This window comes from Geodermatophilus obscurus DSM 43160, assembly GCF_000025345.1.
Taxonomy (GTDB): domain Bacteria; phylum Actinomycetota; class Actinomycetes; order Mycobacteriales; family Geodermatophilaceae; genus Geodermatophilus; species Geodermatophilus obscurus.
In genome coordinates, this window is sequence record NC_013757.1 from 120,423 (window position 1) to 136,397 (window position 15,975).

Genomic DNA, 15,975 nt, shown 5'->3' on the forward strand with positions numbered 1-15,975 from the left:
CAGCCCCTGCCGATGGTCCCCGCGCTGGGACCACCGGCGTGGCAGGGTCGGGGGATGCCGCTGCCGGAGGACGTCTGCGCCGAGCTGGACCGGCGGCTGGCACCGGTCGACGGCGCCCGCGCCGCCTCCGCCGGCGAGCGGACGGCGCGGCAGCCGGTGCACACCTGCCGCGTGCCCGCGGATTCCGTCGTCCCCGGCCTCGCCGCCGCCCGGGGCGCCGAGGCGCTGGCCGCCCTGGACGTGCACACCGCGAAAGCGCTTGCCACCGTCGTGCTGCGGGGTCTGGACCGCGGCGCGCTGGACGACGGCGAGGTGCGGACGGCCATCGGTGTGGAGCGCCCCGAGCCGGCGCGACTGGCCCGGCGCAGCGCGCGGACCGACACGTCCGCAACCGGCCGTGGCGGCCCGCCACCTACCATCCCCTCGTGAGCGACCAGGACCTCGGCACGTCGCTGTTCGCCGGCGGCGGCGAGGTCGGCCGCGCGATGGCCGGGATCGACTGGTCGCAGACCCCGCTCGGCCCGCCGGAGCAGTGGCCCTCCGGGCTGCGGCACACCGTCCGGATCCTGCTCACGTCGCGCTTCGCGATGTGGGCCGGCTGGGGGCCGGAGCTCGCCTTCTTCTACAACGACGCCTACCGGCACGACACGCTGCAGACCAAGCACCCCTGGGCGCTGGGCCGGCCGGCCTCCGAGGTGTGGGCCGAGATCTGGCCGGACATCGCGCCGCGCACCTCGGCGGTGCTCCACGACGGCACCGCCACCTGGGACGAGGACCTGCTGCTCTTCCTGGAGCGCAGCGGCTACCGGGAGGAGACGTACCACACCTTCTCCTACAGCCCCCTGCCCGACGACGACGGCGGCACCGGCGGCCTGCTCTGCGTGGTCACCGAGACCACCCAGCAGGTCGTGGGCGAGCGGCGGATGGCCACGCTGCGCGACCTCGCCGCGGCGCTCGGGGCCGCCCGCTCCGAGGAGGCCGTGCTCACCGCCGCCGGCGAGCAGCTGGCCCGCAACGACGTCGACCTGCCCTTCAGCGCCGTCTACCTGCTCGACGACGACGGGACCGCCCGGCTGGGCAGCACGGCCGGCGTCGAGCCCGGGTCGGCCGCCCTGCCCCGGGTGCTGACCGCCGACGACGAAGCGGTGTGGCCGGTGGCGCGGCTCCTGGCCGGCGAGGACGTCGTCACGGAGGACCTCGACCGACGGTTCCCCGGCCTGCCGACCGGCGCCTGGGAGGTGCCCCCCGTCCAGGCGGCCGCGCTGCCGATCGCCTCGTCGTCGCAGGACCGCGGCCCGGTCGCCGGCTTCCTCGTGGTCGGCCTCAACCCGCACCGGCGCTGGGACGACGACTACCGCGGCTTCCTCGGCCTGGTGGCCAACCAGGTCTCCGCCGCCCTCACCAACGCCGGCAGCTACGAGGCCGAGCGGCGGCGGGCCGAGGCGCTGGCCGAGCTGGACCGGGCCAAGACCGACTTCTTCAGCAACGTCAGCCACGAGTTCCGCACCCCGCTGACGCTCATCGCCGGTCCGGTCGCCGAGCTGCGCGCCTCGCCGGTGGCCGCGTCGGACCCGCGGGTGCGCGAGGAGCTGGAGGTCATCGAGCGCAACGCGCAGCGGCTGGGCAGGCTGGTCAACACCCTGCTGGACTTCTCCCGGATCCAGGCCGGCCGCATCGACGCCCGCTTCGAGCCCGTCGACCTGGCCGCCACCACCGCCGAGCTGGCCAGCGTCTTCCGCTCGGCCGTCGCCCGGGCGGGGCTGGAGTTCACCGTCGACTGCGCGCCGCTGGACGGGCCGGTGCACATCGACCGGGACATGTGGGAGAAGGTCGTCCTCAACCTGCTGTCCAACGCGCTGAAGTTCACCTTCACCGGCGGCATCGCGGTGCGGCTGCGACAGGAGGACGGCAGCGCGCGGCTGAGCGTCACCGACACCGGCACCGGCATCCCCGCCGACGAGCTGCCCCGGCTCTTCGAGCGGTTCCACCGGGTGGCCGACGCCCGCGGGCGCTCCGGCGAGGGCAGCGGGATCGGCCTGGCCATGGTGCGCGAGCTGGTCGGCCTGCACGGCGGCACCATCGACGTCGACAGCGCTCCCGACACCGGGACGACGTTCACCGTCACCCTGCCGATGGGCGCCGCGCACCTGCCTGTCGACCGGCTGGCCGAGCCCGTTCCCGACGCGCCCGCCGTGTCCCCGGCAGCCGTCCCCTTCGTCACCGAGGCGCTGCGCTGGCTGCCGGATGGCGACGCCGCCGCCGAGCCGGCGTCGGCGGGCCCGGACCCGGCGGCGGTCTCCGGCCGGGTGCTGGTCGCCGACGACAACGCCGACATGCGGGGGTACCTGCTGCGGCTGCTGGGGCCGCACTACGACGTCCGGGCGGTCGCCGACGGCCGGCAGGCCCTCGACGCGGCGCTGGCCGACCCGCCGGACCTCGTCGTCAGCGACGTGATGATGCCCGGGCTGGACGGCATGGGACTGCTGGCCGCCCTGCGCGCGGAGCCGCGCACCGCCCGGGTCCCGGTGGTGCTGCTGTCGGCGCGGGCCGGCGAGGAGGCCGCCGTCGAGGGCCTGGCGGCCGGGGCCGACGACTACCTGGTCAAGCCGTTCTCCGCGCAGGAGCTGCTCGCCCGGGTCCGCGCGCACCTGGAGCTGGGCCGAGCCCGGCGGGCCGCGGAGGAGCAGTTCACCGCGATGGCCGACCTGGCGCCGGCCCTCATCTGGGTCACCGACCCCGACGGACGACGGGTGTTCGTCAACCGCGGCTGGACCGAGTTCACCGGTCGCCCGGCCCGCGAGGAGGTCGGGGACGGCTGGGAGCAGGGCCTGCACCCGGAGGACCGGGACCGCTACGCCCAGGTCGTCGCCGCGGCGATCGCGCGCCGAGAGGGCTGGGAGGTCGACGTCCGGTTGCGCCGCGCCGACGGCACCTACCACTGGCTGCTGGAGCGGGCAGTGCCGATCGGGAGGCAGCCGATCGGGACGGGCGAGACCTCCGCCGGCTACGTGGGCAGCTGCACCGATATCAACGCCCGGACCCGCGAGACGGCCCGGCAGACGCTGCTGGCCGAGGTCGGCACCGCGCTGGACCGGGAGACCACCGTCGACGGTCAGCTCGGTGCGCTGGCCCGGCTGCTCGTCGACAGGCGGCTCGCGGACCTCTGCACGGCCCGCGTGCTGGACGACGACGGACGGCTGCGCTTCGCCGGGATCGCCGGGCTCCACGGTGCCGCCGAGGCCGCCGTGGCCGCCCTCGACCCCGACTCCGGGCTCGGCCCCGAGGTGGTGCGGACCGGCCGGACCGTGCTGCGGGCTCAGCTGCCCCAGGTGGCTCCCGATCGCCCGGAGGTCGCGGAGGTCCTGGCCGTCGGCTCGGGGATGGCGGTGCCGCTGTCCGTCCGCGGCCGGGTCCTCGCCGTCCTCGGGCTCGCCCGGCGTCCGGACGCGCCGCCGTACGACGACGACGACCGGGTGCTCGTCGAGGAGGTTGCTGGCCGCGCCGCCCTCGCGGTGGACAACGCGGTGCTCCTCGCCGACGAGCGGGCGGCCGCGCGACGGCTGGCGCTGCTGCAGCGGGCGACCGCCGAGCTGTCCGCGGCGACCACCCCGCTGGAGGTCGCCCAGGTCGCCGGCGGCCACGTCCGGGCGCTCACCGGCCCGGACAGCCGCGTCGCGGTCTACGAGGTCGACCCCTCGCACCGGGCGCTGTCCGCGCTGGCCATCGACGGCGGGAGCCCGGCCGGCCTGGAGATGTGGCGGACGCTGCCGATGTCGGCCCCGCTGGCGGCCACCACCGCCGTCACCGAGCGCCGTCCGGTGTGGGTGGAGGACGTCGCCGCACAGCCCCCGGCCGGCCGCGAGCTGGCGCCGGAGCTGGCCGCGTCCGCAGCGGAGTTCGGGCTCGCTGCTGTCGCGGCCCTGCCGCTGTCCGCGGCCGGGCGGGTGGTCGGCGTCCTGTCGATCGCCTGGCCCGAGGTGCAGCGCTTCTCTGCGACCGACCGGGCGATGCTGCTCGCCGTCGCCGAGCAGTGCGCTCAGGCCCTCGACCGCGCCCGGCTCTACCGGGCCGAGCGGGGCATCGCCGAGACGCTGCAGCTGAGCCTGCTGCCGGCGCAGCTGCCCGCACTGGAGCGGCTGGCGCTGGCGGCGCACTACCTGCCCGGCGCCGAGGGCACCCAGGCGGGCGGCGACTGGTACGACGTCGTCGAGCTGGCCGACCACCGGTTGGCGATCGCCGTGGGCGACGTCGTCGGGCAGGGCCCGGCGGCCGCCGCGGTCATGGGCCAGCTGCGCAGCGCGCTCTCGACGGCGGTCCTGCAGGGCTGCGGCCCCGCGGAGGCGCTCGAGCTGCTGGACCGGTTCGCCGCCCGGCTGCCCGGCGCGCTGGCCTCCACCGCAGCCTGCCTGGTCGTCGACGGCACGGCCGGCACGGTCCGGTGGGCCCGCGCCGGTCACCCGCCGGCCCTGCTGGTGACCCCCGACGGGGCCCAGCTGCTCGACGGTGCCGGCTCCGGCGCCGTCCTCGGCGCACCCGGCCGGCGCCCGTACACCGAGGGCACGGTCCAGATCACCCCGGGTGCCACGTTGCTGCTCTACACCGACGGGCTTGTCGAGCGCCGCGGCGAGGTCCTCGACGACGGGCTGGAGCGGGTGCGCGCTGCCGCGGCTCGGCACGCCGCGGCCGACCCGGTCGGGCTGACCGGACGGCTGCTCGCCGAGGTCCTCGCCGACGCCGACCAGCCCGACGACGTCGCGCTGATCGCCGCCCGGCTGCTGCCCGCGCCCCTGTCCGCCCGGCTGCCGGCCGACCCGCGGAGCCTGTCGGCGGTCCGGCGGGCCGTGGCGGCGTGGACGGCAGCGGCCGGACTGCCCGACGACACCGCCGAGGACCTGCAGCTGGCGCTGGGCGAGGCGCTGGCCAACGCGGTGGAGCACGCCTACGCGGCGGCCGCCGACGAGGGCGAGTGCAGCTACCGGGTGGCCCGCGAGGCCGACGGGAGCCTGCGGGCCGAGGTGCGCGACTCCGGCCTGTGGCGGCCACCGCCGGCCGACCGCGGGTACCGCGGCCGCGGCCTGGAGCTGATCAGCGCGCTCGCCACCGACGTCGAGGTGGTGCACGTCCCGGAGGTCGCGGGCACCACCGTCCGCTTCCGGATGGCCCCCGCCGTCCCCGGCGCCCCCGAGCTCCGTCCGCAGCGCGGCACGGCGGGTCCTCCCCTCGACGGGGGCGCGGTGCTGACCGTGCACGACGAGCCGGGCGGGCCGCGCCTGGAGGTGCACGGTGAGGTCGACCTGGCCACCGCGGGGCGGGTGCGGAGGCAGCTGCTCACCCGGCTCGAGCAGCTCGCCCCGGGGTCGGTCGCGACGCTCGACCTCGGGCCGACCGGCTACCTGGCCAGCGCCGGCGTCGGGTTGGTGCTGGAGGCCGTCGCGCGGGCGCGGCGGGCCGGCGTCGAGCTCCGGGTACAGACGCGACCCGGAACGCCGCCGGCGCGGATACTCGCCCTGGCCGGGGTCGGCGAGCCGGCGGTCGAGGCACCGACGGCGCCACTGGCATGACGGCGCGCACACCGGGGCCCCCGCACGAGGGGCCGGCGGCACGTGTACGAGGATGGCGCAGCAGTCGGCCGGAGTCCCCGGTCGGGGGAGGACCGGACGACGTGGACCCAGCGGTGGGCGAGTACGCCCCTCACCCGCGGCCGTCGAACGGCACCGGGGCGTCCGTCGGGTCGAGGCACGCCGCCGCGGTGGTGCGCGGGGAGGCCGAGCTGCTGGCCGTGGCCCTGCCCTTCCTCGACGCCGGGCTGCGGGCCGGGGACGTCGTCGCGCTGAGCTGCCCTCCGGAGGTCGCCGCGCTGCTGTGCGACGAGCTCGGCGAGCGCGCCGGACAGGTCCGCAACGACCGGCGGCTGTCGCTGCTGGGGGCCCGGGCGCCCGACGCGCTGGCGCACGCCCGCCGGACCGCCGAGCGGGCGCCCAGCGGTCAGCTCCGCGTGCTCTCGCTGGTCGACTTCGGGCCGGTCCCCGTCGGCTGGCGGGAGGGGCTGCGCTTCGAGTCGGCGTCCAACCGGGTCATGCAGGGAGTGCCGGTCGACGCCCTCTGCGTCTACGACAGGCGACGGCTGCCCGCGGTGGTCGTCGAGGCCGCTGCCGCCACCCACCCGTTCCTGGTCCACGACGGCGCCTGGGCCCCCAGCCCGGCCTACCGCGACCCGGCCGACTACCTGCCCGCGCTGCCCTGGCCGCGCGAGCCGCTGGAGGACACCGCGCCGGTGCTCGTCCTCGACGACGCCCCCAGCCTCGTCGCGCTGCGCCACGAGATCGGTGCGGCCCTCGCCGCCCGGGTGCCCGACCGCGACCAGCGGGAGGACCTGCACCTGGCCGCCGCCGAGGTCGCCGCCAACGCCTTCCGGCACGGCGTCCGCCCGGTGTCGGCGCGGATGTGGACCGACGGCGAGCGGCTGGTCTGCGCCGTCACGGACTCCGGGCACTCCTTCGGCGACCCGCTGGCCGGTTTCCGGCCCGCCCACGGCGCCGACTTCAGCCGCGGCGGCATGGGCCTGTGGCTGGCCCGCAAACTGTGGGACTCCGTCGACCTGATACCCGGCCCCGAGGGGCTCACCGTCCGGCTCAGCACCCGCCTGAACCCGGCTTGACGCCGTCGATCCCTCACTGCTGAGGTACCGGCGTGGGGGACGCCGTCGACCAGATCCTGGCCCAGTGGGCCCGGGAGCGGCCCGACCTGGACTGCAGCCCGATGGGCGTCGTCGGCCGCATCTCGCAGCTGCAACGGGAGGTCTTCCTCGCCCAGCGCGCCACCTTCGCCCGCCACGGCCTCGACGTCCCCTCGTTCGACGTGCTGGCCGCGCTGCGCCGGGCCGGTGCCCCCTACCAGCTGACGCCCACCGCGCTGATGCGCACCGCGCTGGTCACCTCCGGTGCGATCACCCAGCGGCTGGACCGGCTGGAGGAGAAGGGGCTGATCACCCGCGAGCGCAGCGAGGCCGACGGGCGGGCCGTCGTCGTCACGCTGACCGAGGCCGGCCGCGCGGCCCTGGACGCCGCGCTGCCCGACCACCTGGAGACCGAGCGCCGGCTGCTGGCCGGGCTCTCGGACGACGACCTCGACGCCCTCGCCGGCCTGCTGCGCCGGCTGCTCGTCGCCCTGGGCCGGGTGCCGTGACATGGCGGTCCTCCGGACCGCACCGCGGCCAGGTGCCGTTCCCTGCTGCGTCGAGCCCTGCCCGGCACTCGATCGCGGGAGCCTCCGGCCCCCACTCCTCGCGCCGCCCCCAGGGCGTCTCCGGTCGGCCGCTCAGGGCACCGCCGGGACGTCCTCCGGGGTGAGGTCCGGGCGGACCCGCACGAAGCGCAGCGGGTGGCGGAAGACGCCGGCCTGCAGCGCGGCGTCCGCGCTGACCTCGACGACGACGTCCGGGCGGACGCGGGTCAGCGGCACCGACAGCCGGCCGCCGCCGAAGGCGCCGGTGCCGATCCGCTCCGGCCACGGGTGGTCCGGCCCGGCCGGGGTGAGGACGTCGGCCAGCTCGGCGGACTGCGCGGGCGACAGCGGGCTGGTCCGGCCGACGACGACCAGCTCGCCGTCCCGGTACCGCCCGGCCACGAGCTGGCTCGGCCGCTCCAGCGGTCCGATGACGCCGCCGGCGAGCACCTCGGTGGTCTCCCACGACTTCACCTTCAGCCACTCCCGCCGGCCGGGCGCGTAGCGGGTGCCGGCGCCCTTGGCGACCAGCCCCTCCACCCCGGCGGGCCGGAAGTCGGCCGACCACTGCCGGGCCTCGGCGGGGTCGGCGGTGACCGGTGAGAGCTGCATCGGCGGGGCCCAGCGGGCGGCGAGGTCCTCCAGCGCGGCCCGCCGCTCCCGCAGCCGGCGCCCCCGCAGGTCCGCGCCGCCCAGCGCCAGCAGGTCGAAGGCGACGTAGGAGGCGGGCGCGGCGGCGACCAGGGCACCGATCCGGCCGGCGGTGGCGACCATCCGCTGCTGGAGCAGGCCGAAGTCCAGCCGGGAGCCGTTCCAGACGACGACCTCGCCGTCGAGCACCGTGCCCGCGGGCACCTGGGCCACGGCCGCGGCGACGACGTCCGGGAAGCGGGAGGACAGGTCGCGGCCCTGCCGGGACCAGACCCGGGTCGTGCCGCCGGTGCGGACGACGACCAGGCGGTAGCCGTCCCACTTGGGCTCGTAGAGCACCCCGCCGGGCAGCGCGTCGGCCCGCGGCAGGTCGCGCACCGGCTTGGCCAGCTCCACCGCGACCGGGCCGGCCAGCTCGGTCGGCACGTCGGGCAGGCCGGGCACGGACAGCGGCACGACGGTCAGGGTGGGGGTTCCCGACCCCCTGCGCAGGGCCCTGAGCTGCCGGTTCACCCCTTCGGGGCACGTCGCCACGCTCCGCGAGGACGGCGCGGTCCCCGCACGAGCGACGCAGGAGGTCAAGACACGATCCGGCAACGGCGGGGTACCAAGGAGGGTGATGACTGAGCGCAAGCCCCCGGGGATGTCCTTCGAGACCTGGATCGACCACCAGATCACCCAGGCGCAGGCCCGGGGTGCGTTCGACGGGCTCGAGGGCTCCGGCCGGCCGTTGCCCCCACGGGCCAGGGAGCAGACCAGCTACGAGTGGGCGCTGGAGTGGGCGCGCCGCCAGCAGGCCGACCCCAAGGACCTGCTGCCCCCGGGCATGGCGCTGCGCCGCGAGCGCGAGGACCTGGCGCTGCGGGTGCCGCAGCTGCCCAGCGAGGCCGCGGTCCGGGCGACGGTGGCGGAGTTCAACGCCCGGGTGGAGCAGCACTGGCGGCGTCCGCAGGACGGACCGGACGCCGTCCCCGGGCTGGCCGACGAGGACGCGCTCGTGCGGCTCTGGCAGGCCACCCGCCCGCCGCCGCCCCTCCCCGAGCCGGTCGCCCCGCCGGCGCCCCCGCGGTCCCGCTGGTGGCGCCGCCGCCGTTCGCCGCGGGCGTAGCGGCCGGCGCATCCCCGGGGAGCGGTCGGGTAGGGGAGCGGCCCCGAGATGAGGAGGTCGCCATGACCGAGGTACCGGGCACCGACCGCGACGAGGCGCGCGAGAACGTCCTGCACGAGACGCCGCTGGTCCCCGAGGACGTCGACGACACCGACGACGACCCGCGCCACACCGACCACCCGACGAACCGCGGGGACGAGGGCCAGGACGGCGAGAGCGCCAAGCCGCCGGCCGGGAGCACCGAGCTCGGCACCTGACCCGACCCCTGCCGCCCGGCGCGCGGGTCCCGCCGCCCGCGAGGGCAGTGGTGACCTGCGTTCCGTCCAGCGAGGGGGGAGGAGACCCATGACCGAGAGCACCGGAGCCGGGGGAGCGGGCGCCGACGAGGTGACCGCGACGCCGAGCGGCGCGGCCGCCGGCGATGAGGGCGAGGACCTGCACGGCACGGCCCGCGAGGTCTACGAGGCCAACCAGGAGGGCGGTGCGGACGGCGCGGCGAAGACGCCCGGCGCCTGATCCCCCGACCACGCCCTGCGGCGGTCCCCCGAGCCGCCGCCGGGCGTGGCCCGCTCGTCACCCCCGTGCCCTCGGCCGGGGGTCGGGAAAGGCGTTGTCCGCCGTCCCGGGGGTCAGCTGACGCACGTCGGTCCCGTCGCGGTCGACGAGCCAGACGGTGAAGTGCGCCCCGTCGTAGGCCCAGAACGCGATCTGCCGGCCGTCCGGCGACCCGACCGGCTGGTCGTCCCCGACGTCGTTGCGGGTCAGCTGCCAGATGCGCCCGTCGTCCAGCGACCGGTGGACCTCGGTGTCGCCGTCGCGGTTGCTGCTGGAGACGAACGGGAGCTCTCAGAGCAGGTCGAACTCGTTGAAGGCGGCGCCGCCGGACAGGCGCGCATAGCCCGGCCCGCGGTCGAAGAACGGCTCGTCGCCGGTGCGCGCGTCCCGCATCTCCCGGCGGAGCCGGTCGGTCGCGGCCTCGTCGCAGGTGCCGTCGTCCCCGACCACCACGCCGTAGTCCACGCGCGCGCCGGCCGGCGAGACCTTCCGCCAGGCGACGTCGCGCAGCACCTCCTCGACCGGCCGGTCCAGCGGGTCGCCCCAGCCGCCGCCGCCCGTCGTCCGGATGCGCACCACCGTCCCGGCAGCCAGCGGCTCGGCGTCGGCGAGCGCGTCGACGTCGTGCTCGTCCGGCCCGCTCGGGTCGACCGTGATCCGGAACGGCTGGCCGGCGCGACCGCCGGCGACGCCCCAGCAGGACAGGATCGAACGGTCGGCGATCGACATGAAGTGCGCGTCGCGCAGCACCCGGATGTGCTTCTCGTAACCGCAGCCGCCGCGGTACCGGCCCGGTCCGCCGGAGTCCAGGGCCAGCCCCAGCCGCTCCACCCGCAGCGGGAAGCGGCTCTCGGTGAACTCGGTCGGCAGGTTCCGCGAGTCCGGGACGACGTGGATGGTGTCCTCGCCGTCGGCGTAGTACCGCCCGCCGGACCCGCCGCCGAGCACCTCGCGCATCAGGTAGGGCTCACCAGCCTCGTCGAGGCCGTACACACCGGTGTAGCGGATCGTCTCCTGGTCGGCGGGCATCCGGCCGCCGGTCGCCTTGGCCAGCACCCCCGCCAGGACGCCGAGCAGCCGCAGGATGACGAACGTCCGCGCGTTGGTCGGCGCGGGGAAGACCGGCGTGAGCAGCGTGCCCTTCTCCGGGAAGCGCATCTCGATCAGCGGCACGACGCCCTCGTTCACGTCGAGCTCGGCCATCCGCTCGGGGGTCTCGGCCAGGTTGCGGAGGATCGGCGCCAGCCACTTCTTGAGGAAGTTGCCGTCGGCGTAGTCGCCGCAGTGGTTGATCGGCCCCTTGGCCTGCGGTCCGGTGCCGGTGAAGTCGATGACCAGCGGGACGTCGGCGGCGCTGTCCATGGTCAGCGTGATCCGCTGCCGGTGCAGCTTCGGCGGCTCGACGCCGTCGTGCTCGGCGTAGTCCTCCCAGACGTAGGTGCCGTCGGGGATCTGCGACAGGACCTCCCGCCGGTACACCTCGGTGGAGTTGGCGAGGATCGCCTCGAAGCAGGCCTCCACGGCGGCCACCCCGTACCGCTCGAACAGCTCCCCGAGCCGCCGAGCGCCGGCCAGGCAGGCGGAGCACTCGGCGTCGAGGTCGGCGGCCAGCGAGTCGGGCATCCGGGAGTTGCGGGTCATGATCGCCAGCGCCGCCTCGTTGCGGACACCGCGGTCCCACAGCTTGATCGGCGGGACCATCAGCCCCTCCTCGTAGACCGAGGTCGCCGCCGAGGGCATCGAGCCGGGCACCGCGCCGCCGATGTCGTCGTGGTGGCCGAACGCCTGCACGAAGGCGACGACCTCCGCCTTCGGGCCGGCAGGGCCGTCCACCTCGGCGAACACCGGCACGGTGACGCACAGGTCGGGCAGGTGCCCGATGCCGCCCTCGGAGAGGTAGACGTCGTTGTGGAAGTAGACGTCGCCGATGTTCATCGTCCCGATCGGGTGGTCGCGCACCACCGGGTGCACCAGCGCGGAGTACGAGCGGCCGGTGAGCTTGCGCAGCTTGCGGTCGTGGATGCCGGCGCGGAAGTCGTGCGCGTCGCGGATCATCGGCGACCGCGACGTCCGGCCGATCGAGGTCTCCACCTCGCGCTCGATCGCCGCGAGCGTGCCGGCGACGATCTCCACGAGCACCGGGTCGGCGTCCGGAAGGCCCATCAGGCGTCCCTCTCGATCAGCAGGTTCCCGTGGCGGTCCACGGTCGCGCGGAAGCCGGGGTGCACCGGCACGGTCGAGCCGAACTCCTCGATCACCGCGGGGCCCGGCACCACGTCACCCGGCGCCAGCCGCGGCCGGTCGTACGTCGGCGTCTCCACCCAGTCGTCGTCGAAGAAGACCGGCCGGGAGCCCGTGACGGCCCGGTCCGTCACGGGTCCGTCGGCCGGTGACAGCTCCACCAGGTCCGGACGGCGGATCGGCCCGATACCGCTCACCCGCAGGTTGACCCACTCGACGGCCTGGCGCGGGTCCTCGGCGAAGTCGTAGCCGTAGAGCATGCGGTGTGCGGCGTGGAAGCCCTGGCAGGCCTGGTCGACGGCTGCCGCGTCCAGGTCGCCGTCCGCCACGGGCACGCGCACCTCGAACGCCTGGCCCACGTAGCGCAGGTCGGCGCTGCGCTGCACCCGCTGCCGGTCGCGGGGGAACCCCTCGCCGTCCAGCGCGGCCCGGGCGTCGTCCTCCAGCGAGGCGAACACCGACCGCACCCGGTCCAGGTCCAGGTCGGCGTGCCGGCTGATCGCCGTCTGCACGTGGTCGTTGCGGACGTCGACGGTCAGCAGGCCGAACGCGCTGAGGTTGCCCGGGTCCGGCGGGACGAGGGTGCGCGGCAGGCCGAGGACGTCCATCAGCCGGCAGGCCAGCAGCGAGCCCGAGCCGCCGAACGTGGTCAGCGTGAAGTCGCGGACGTCGAGGCCCCGGGCGACGGTCACCTGGCGCAGCGCGTTGGCCTGGTTCCACGCGGAGATCTCCAGGATGCCGGTGGCGGTGCGCTCCAGGTCGAGGTCCAGCTCCTCGCCGAGCAGCTCCAGGCCGGCGCGGGCGGCGCCGACCGACAGCGGGATCTCCCCGCCGAGCAGGTGCGGCGGGATGCGGCCGAGCACCACGTGGGCGTCGGTGACGGTCGGCTCCGAGCCGCCGGACGGGTAGCAGATCGGCCCCGGGTCGGCGCCGGCCGAGCGGGGCCCGACCTTGAGCGTGCCCTCCGGTGACAGCCACGCGATCGAGCCGCCGCCCGCGCCCACGGTGACCACGTCGATCATCGGGATCTTCGACGGGTAGGCGCCGACCGAGCCCTCGGTGGTGACCGCCGGCTCACCGTCGACGACCACGGTGACGTCGGTGGAGGTGCCGCCGCCGTCGCAGGTGAGCACCCGGTCGAAGCCCGCCGCGCCGGCGACGAGGGCCGCGCCCAGCGCGCCGGCGGCCGGCCCGGACAGCACCGTGGTGATCGGCTGGTGCACGACCTCCTCTCCCGACAGCACGCCGCCGTTGCTCTTCATCACGTAGAACGGCACGCCCGGTGCGATGCCGTCGAGCCGCTCCCGGATCGCCGTCACGTACGCACCCACCCGCGGCTTGACCGCCGCGTCGACCAGCGTGGTCACCGACCGCTCGTACTCCCGGTACTCGCGCAGCACCTGCGAGCTGGCGCTCACCACCGCGCCGGGGTGCTCCTCGCGCAGGACCTCGAGCACGCGGCGCTCGTGGGCGTCGTCCGCGTAGGAGTGCAGCAGGCAGACGCCGATCGTGCCGACCCCGGCGTCGCGGAAGAACCGGGCGGCGGCGCGGGCGTCCTCCTCGTCGAGCGGGCGGACCTCGGTCCCGCGGTGGTCGAGCCGGCCGCGCACGGTGCGGACCAGGTCGGCGGGGACGATCCGCGGCGGTTTGACCCAGAAGTAGCTGTTGCCGTACCCGTCGGGCACCGACTGGCGGGCGATCTCCAGCACCGACTCGTAGCCCTCGGTGGTGAGGAAGCCGATCCGGTCGAGTTCCCCCTGGAGCAGCTGGTTGGTCGCGACCGTCGTGCCGTGGCTGACCGCGGTCACCGCGCTGCCGTCGAGCCCGAGCAGGTCGAGCACCTTGCGGACGCCGGTGAGGAACCCCTCGGCGGGGTCGGCCGGGGTGGACGGCGTCTTGGTGGTCGTCGTCCGGCCGGTCGCCTCGTCCACCGCGACGACGTCGGTGAAGGTCCCGCCGGTGTCGATGCCGATGCGGACGCGGCGCGGCTCCATGCCGGGATACCTTAGGGCTGAGATACCGGCGGTGGAAGCCTCAGACGGCAGCGACCGCGAGCGCGGTGGTGACGACGAAGAGCGCGACGCTCGACGGCCCGAGCAGCAGTGCGCCCAGCCGGACCGCGCGCAGCCGGTGGCGCCGGGCGGCGAGGACCACGAGCACCACCCCGGCCAGCAGCAGCCCGACCTGGACCAGCCACCCGGCGGTCAGCCAGGCGTTCGCCGCCCGGCACGGCGCGCACCCGGTCGAGGTGCAGTCGTGGGTGTTGGTGCAGTCGGTCATCACGCCGAAGCCGGCGCCGACGCTGCCGAGGGTGGCGAGGAACAGGACGACGGCCAGCGACGCACCCAGCGCCGTCCGCACGGCGGCCGACGGCGGGTGCGCGGTCATGCGGGCACCTGCCAGGCCGGCGGGCCGCCGACCTGCGGGCCCGCCGGAGGACGTGTCGCCGGGGCTACCGCTCCTCGGTCCCGTCCTGGAGGGAGCCGGCCGAGCGGCCGGCGTCCTCGACCGCGGCGCCGGCGGGGTTCGGGCGTTCGACGTCGTCCGCCCCGGGGCGTTCGCCGTCGCCCGTGCCGGACTCGACGTCGCTGTCGTCGTCGAAGCCGCGCAGCGCGTCGTCAGGAGCCAGGAAGGCGTCGTCAGGACCGGTCATGGCCTCTCCCTCAGTCGATGTGGACGTTCTCGAGTAAGTACCCCACGGGAGGCGGCCAGTCTCGACGGCCGCCGGCGCCACGGGGTCAGAGCACCTTGCCGGGGTTCAGGATGCCGAGCGGGTCGAAGACCTCCTTGATCTGCCGCTGCAGGCCGTAGGAGGTCTCGCCGAGCTCCTCCCGCAGCCACGCCCGCTTCAGGACGCCGACCCCGTGCTCGCCGGTGATCGTGCCGCCGAGGTCCAGTGCCAGCCGCATGATCGCGTCGAACGCCTCCTGGGCCCGTGCCGCGGCTCCCTCGTTCCCGCGCTCGAAGACCACGGTCGGGTGCATGTTGCCGTCGCCGATGTGCCCCGGGCAGACGACCAGCACGCCGGTGTCGGCGGTGATCTTCTCCATGCCGAGCAGCAGGTCGACCAGCCGGGCCCGCGGGACGGCGACGTCGTCGACCAGCGTCACGCCGAGCTCCTCGACCGCCGGGCCCACCAGTCGCCGCGCCTGCAGCAGCATCGCCGACTCCGCCGCGTCCTCGGCCACGGCGACCTCGGCGGCGCCGAACTCCGCGCAGATCGCCCCCATCGCCGCGACGTCGGAGGCGGCCAGCGGGCCGCGGTCGGACTGGGTGATCAGCATGGCCTCCGCGTCCACGGGCAGGCCCATGTCGCGGTAGGCCTGGATCGCACGCAGGGAGGCGCGGTCGAGGAACTCCATGAGTGAGGGCCGCAGACCCGAGGCCATGATCCGGGTGACCGCGGTCATGGCGTCGGTCGTCCGGTCGAACACCGCGGCCATGGTGAGCGCCGGCTCGGGTGCGGGCCGCAGGGCCAGCGTCGCCTCGGTGATCACCCCGAGGGTGCCCTCGGACCCCACCACCAGCCGGGTCAGGTCGTAGCCGGCCACGCCCTTCGCGGTACGCCGTCCGGTCCGCACCACCTCGCCGTCGGCCAGGACCACCTCCAAGCCGCGGACGAAGTCGGCCGTGACGCCGTACTTGACGCAGCACAGCCCGCCGGCGTTGGTGGCCAGGTTGCCGCCGATCGTCGACATCTCCCAGGACGACGGGTCGGGGGGGTAGAACAGCCCGACGTCGGCCACCGCGCGGGACAGGTCGGCGTTGACCACGCCCGGCTGGACGACGGCGACCTGGTCGACCTCGTCGACGGCGAGGATGCGGTCCATGCGCACCAGGGAGAGCAGCAGTGCGCCGTCCACCGCGTTGGCCGCGCCGGAGAGTCCCGTGCGGGCGCCCTGCGGCACCACCGGGACCCGGTGGCGGGTCGCCCAGCGCAGGACCGCCTGGACCTGCTCGGTGGTCGTCGGCCGGACGACGCCCAGCGGCCTGCCCGCCGGGCATGAGCTGGCGCTGTCGAACCGGTAGGCCTCGGTGGTCGCCTCGTCGGTGACGAGGACCCCCTCGGGCAGCTGGGCGGCCAGCTCCTGCATCGATGCGGTCACGCTGCGACCTCCGTCTGGTCCGGTGTCCCGGCGGCGAGGTGCGGACGCGCGATGACGTCCACACCCGGGCGCGGACCTCGCTCCCGGGCT

Annotated in this window: 13 protein-coding genes; 7 read left to right on the plus strand and 6 right to left on the minus strand. The window is 76.0% G+C overall.

Annotated features, from left to right (window positions below):
• Positions 1 to 54 precede the first annotated feature (54 nt).
• The 4 genes from GOBS_RS00570 (at position 55) to GOBS_RS00585 (ending at position 7,185) form a co-directional block, all read left to right on the plus strand.
• Positions 55 to 429 (plus strand): hypothetical protein, encoded by a 375-nt coding sequence (locus GOBS_RS00570; RefSeq protein WP_012946362.1) that lies wholly within the window; start codon positions 55 to 57, stop codon positions 427 to 429.
• Positions 426 to 5,561, plus strand: coding sequence for a SpoIIE family protein phosphatase (locus GOBS_RS25005; RefSeq protein WP_012946363.1), 5,136 nt, complete (start codon positions 426 to 428; stop codon positions 5,559 to 5,561). The genes GOBS_RS00570 and GOBS_RS25005 overlap by 4 nt, the downstream gene beginning before the upstream one ends.
• 101 nt (positions 5,562 to 5,662) lie before the next feature.
• Entirely contained in the window at positions 5,663 to 6,658 is a 996-nt protein-coding gene (locus tag GOBS_RS00580) for a sensor histidine kinase (protein ID WP_012946364.1), read from the plus strand.
• 32 nt (positions 6,659 to 6,690) lie between these two features.
• Complete coding sequence (locus GOBS_RS00585; RefSeq protein WP_012946365.1) at positions 6,691 to 7,185, plus strand: MarR family winged helix-turn-helix transcriptional regulator; 495 nt, start codon at positions 6,691 to 6,693, stop codon at positions 7,183 to 7,185.
• A 132-nt stretch (positions 7,186 to 7,317) separates the two neighbouring features.
• On the opposite strand, the gene GOBS_RS00590 is transcribed toward GOBS_RS00585, so the two are convergent.
• Positions 7,318 to 8,331: an ATP-dependent DNA ligase gene (locus tag GOBS_RS00590; protein WP_012946366.1), complete on the minus strand. Its 1,014-nt coding sequence runs from the start codon at positions 8,329 to 8,331 to the stop codon at positions 7,318 to 7,320.
• A 163-nt stretch (positions 8,332 to 8,494) separates the two neighbouring features.
• Between GOBS_RS00590 and GOBS_RS00595 the strand changes: the two genes are divergently transcribed.
• From GOBS_RS00595 to GOBS_RS26955, 3 genes are all read left to right on the plus strand, one after another.
• Complete coding sequence (locus GOBS_RS00595; protein ID WP_012946367.1) at positions 8,495 to 8,983, plus strand: DnaJ family domain-containing protein; 489 nt, start codon at positions 8,495 to 8,497, stop codon at positions 8,981 to 8,983.
• Positions 8,984 to 9,045: 62 nt separating this feature from the next.
• Positions 9,046 to 9,240 (plus strand): hypothetical protein, encoded by a 195-nt coding sequence (locus GOBS_RS00600; RefSeq protein ID WP_012946368.1) that lies wholly within the window; start codon positions 9,046 to 9,048, stop codon positions 9,238 to 9,240.
• An 88-nt stretch (positions 9,241 to 9,328) separates the two neighbouring features.
• Positions 9,329 to 9,499: a hypothetical protein gene (locus GOBS_RS26955; RefSeq protein WP_012946369.1), complete on the plus strand. Its 171-nt coding sequence runs from the start codon at positions 9,329 to 9,331 to the stop codon at positions 9,497 to 9,499.
• 330 nt (positions 9,500 to 9,829) lie between these two features.
• Here GOBS_RS26955 and GOBS_RS00605 read toward each other — a convergent pair whose 3' ends face one another.
• The 5 genes from GOBS_RS00605 to GOBS_RS00625 all read right to left on the minus strand — a co-directional run bounded on the left by GOBS_RS00605 (position 9,830) and on the right by GOBS_RS00625 (position 15,885).
• Positions 9,830 to 11,701, minus strand: a complete 1,872-nt coding sequence (locus GOBS_RS00605; protein ID WP_012946370.1) for a hydantoinase B/oxoprolinase family protein — start codon at positions 11,699 to 11,701, stop codon at positions 9,830 to 9,832.
• Positions 11,701 to 13,773 (minus strand): hydantoinase/oxoprolinase family protein, encoded by a 2,073-nt coding sequence (locus GOBS_RS00610; RefSeq protein WP_012946371.1) that lies wholly within the window; start codon positions 13,771 to 13,773, stop codon positions 11,701 to 11,703. The genes GOBS_RS00605 and GOBS_RS00610 overlap by 1 nt, the downstream gene beginning before the upstream one ends.
• Before the next feature lie 40 nt (positions 13,774 to 13,813).
• Positions 13,814 to 14,167 carry a hypothetical protein gene (locus GOBS_RS00615; RefSeq protein WP_012946372.1) on the minus strand — a complete coding sequence of 118 codons (354 nt, stop codon included), beginning with the start codon at positions 14,165 to 14,167 and terminating at the stop codon, positions 13,814 to 13,816.
• Between the two features lie 64 nt (positions 14,168 to 14,231).
• Positions 14,232 to 14,432: a hypothetical protein gene (locus GOBS_RS00620; RefSeq protein ID WP_012946373.1), complete on the minus strand. Its 201-nt coding sequence runs from the start codon at positions 14,430 to 14,432 to the stop codon at positions 14,232 to 14,234.
• 85 nt (positions 14,433 to 14,517) lie between these two features.
• On the minus strand, positions 14,518 to 15,885 hold the full coding sequence (locus GOBS_RS00625; protein ID WP_012946374.1) for an FAD-binding oxidoreductase: 1,368 nt from the start codon (positions 15,883 to 15,885) through the stop codon (positions 14,518 to 14,520).
• Positions 15,886 to 15,975 lie beyond the last annotated feature (90 nt).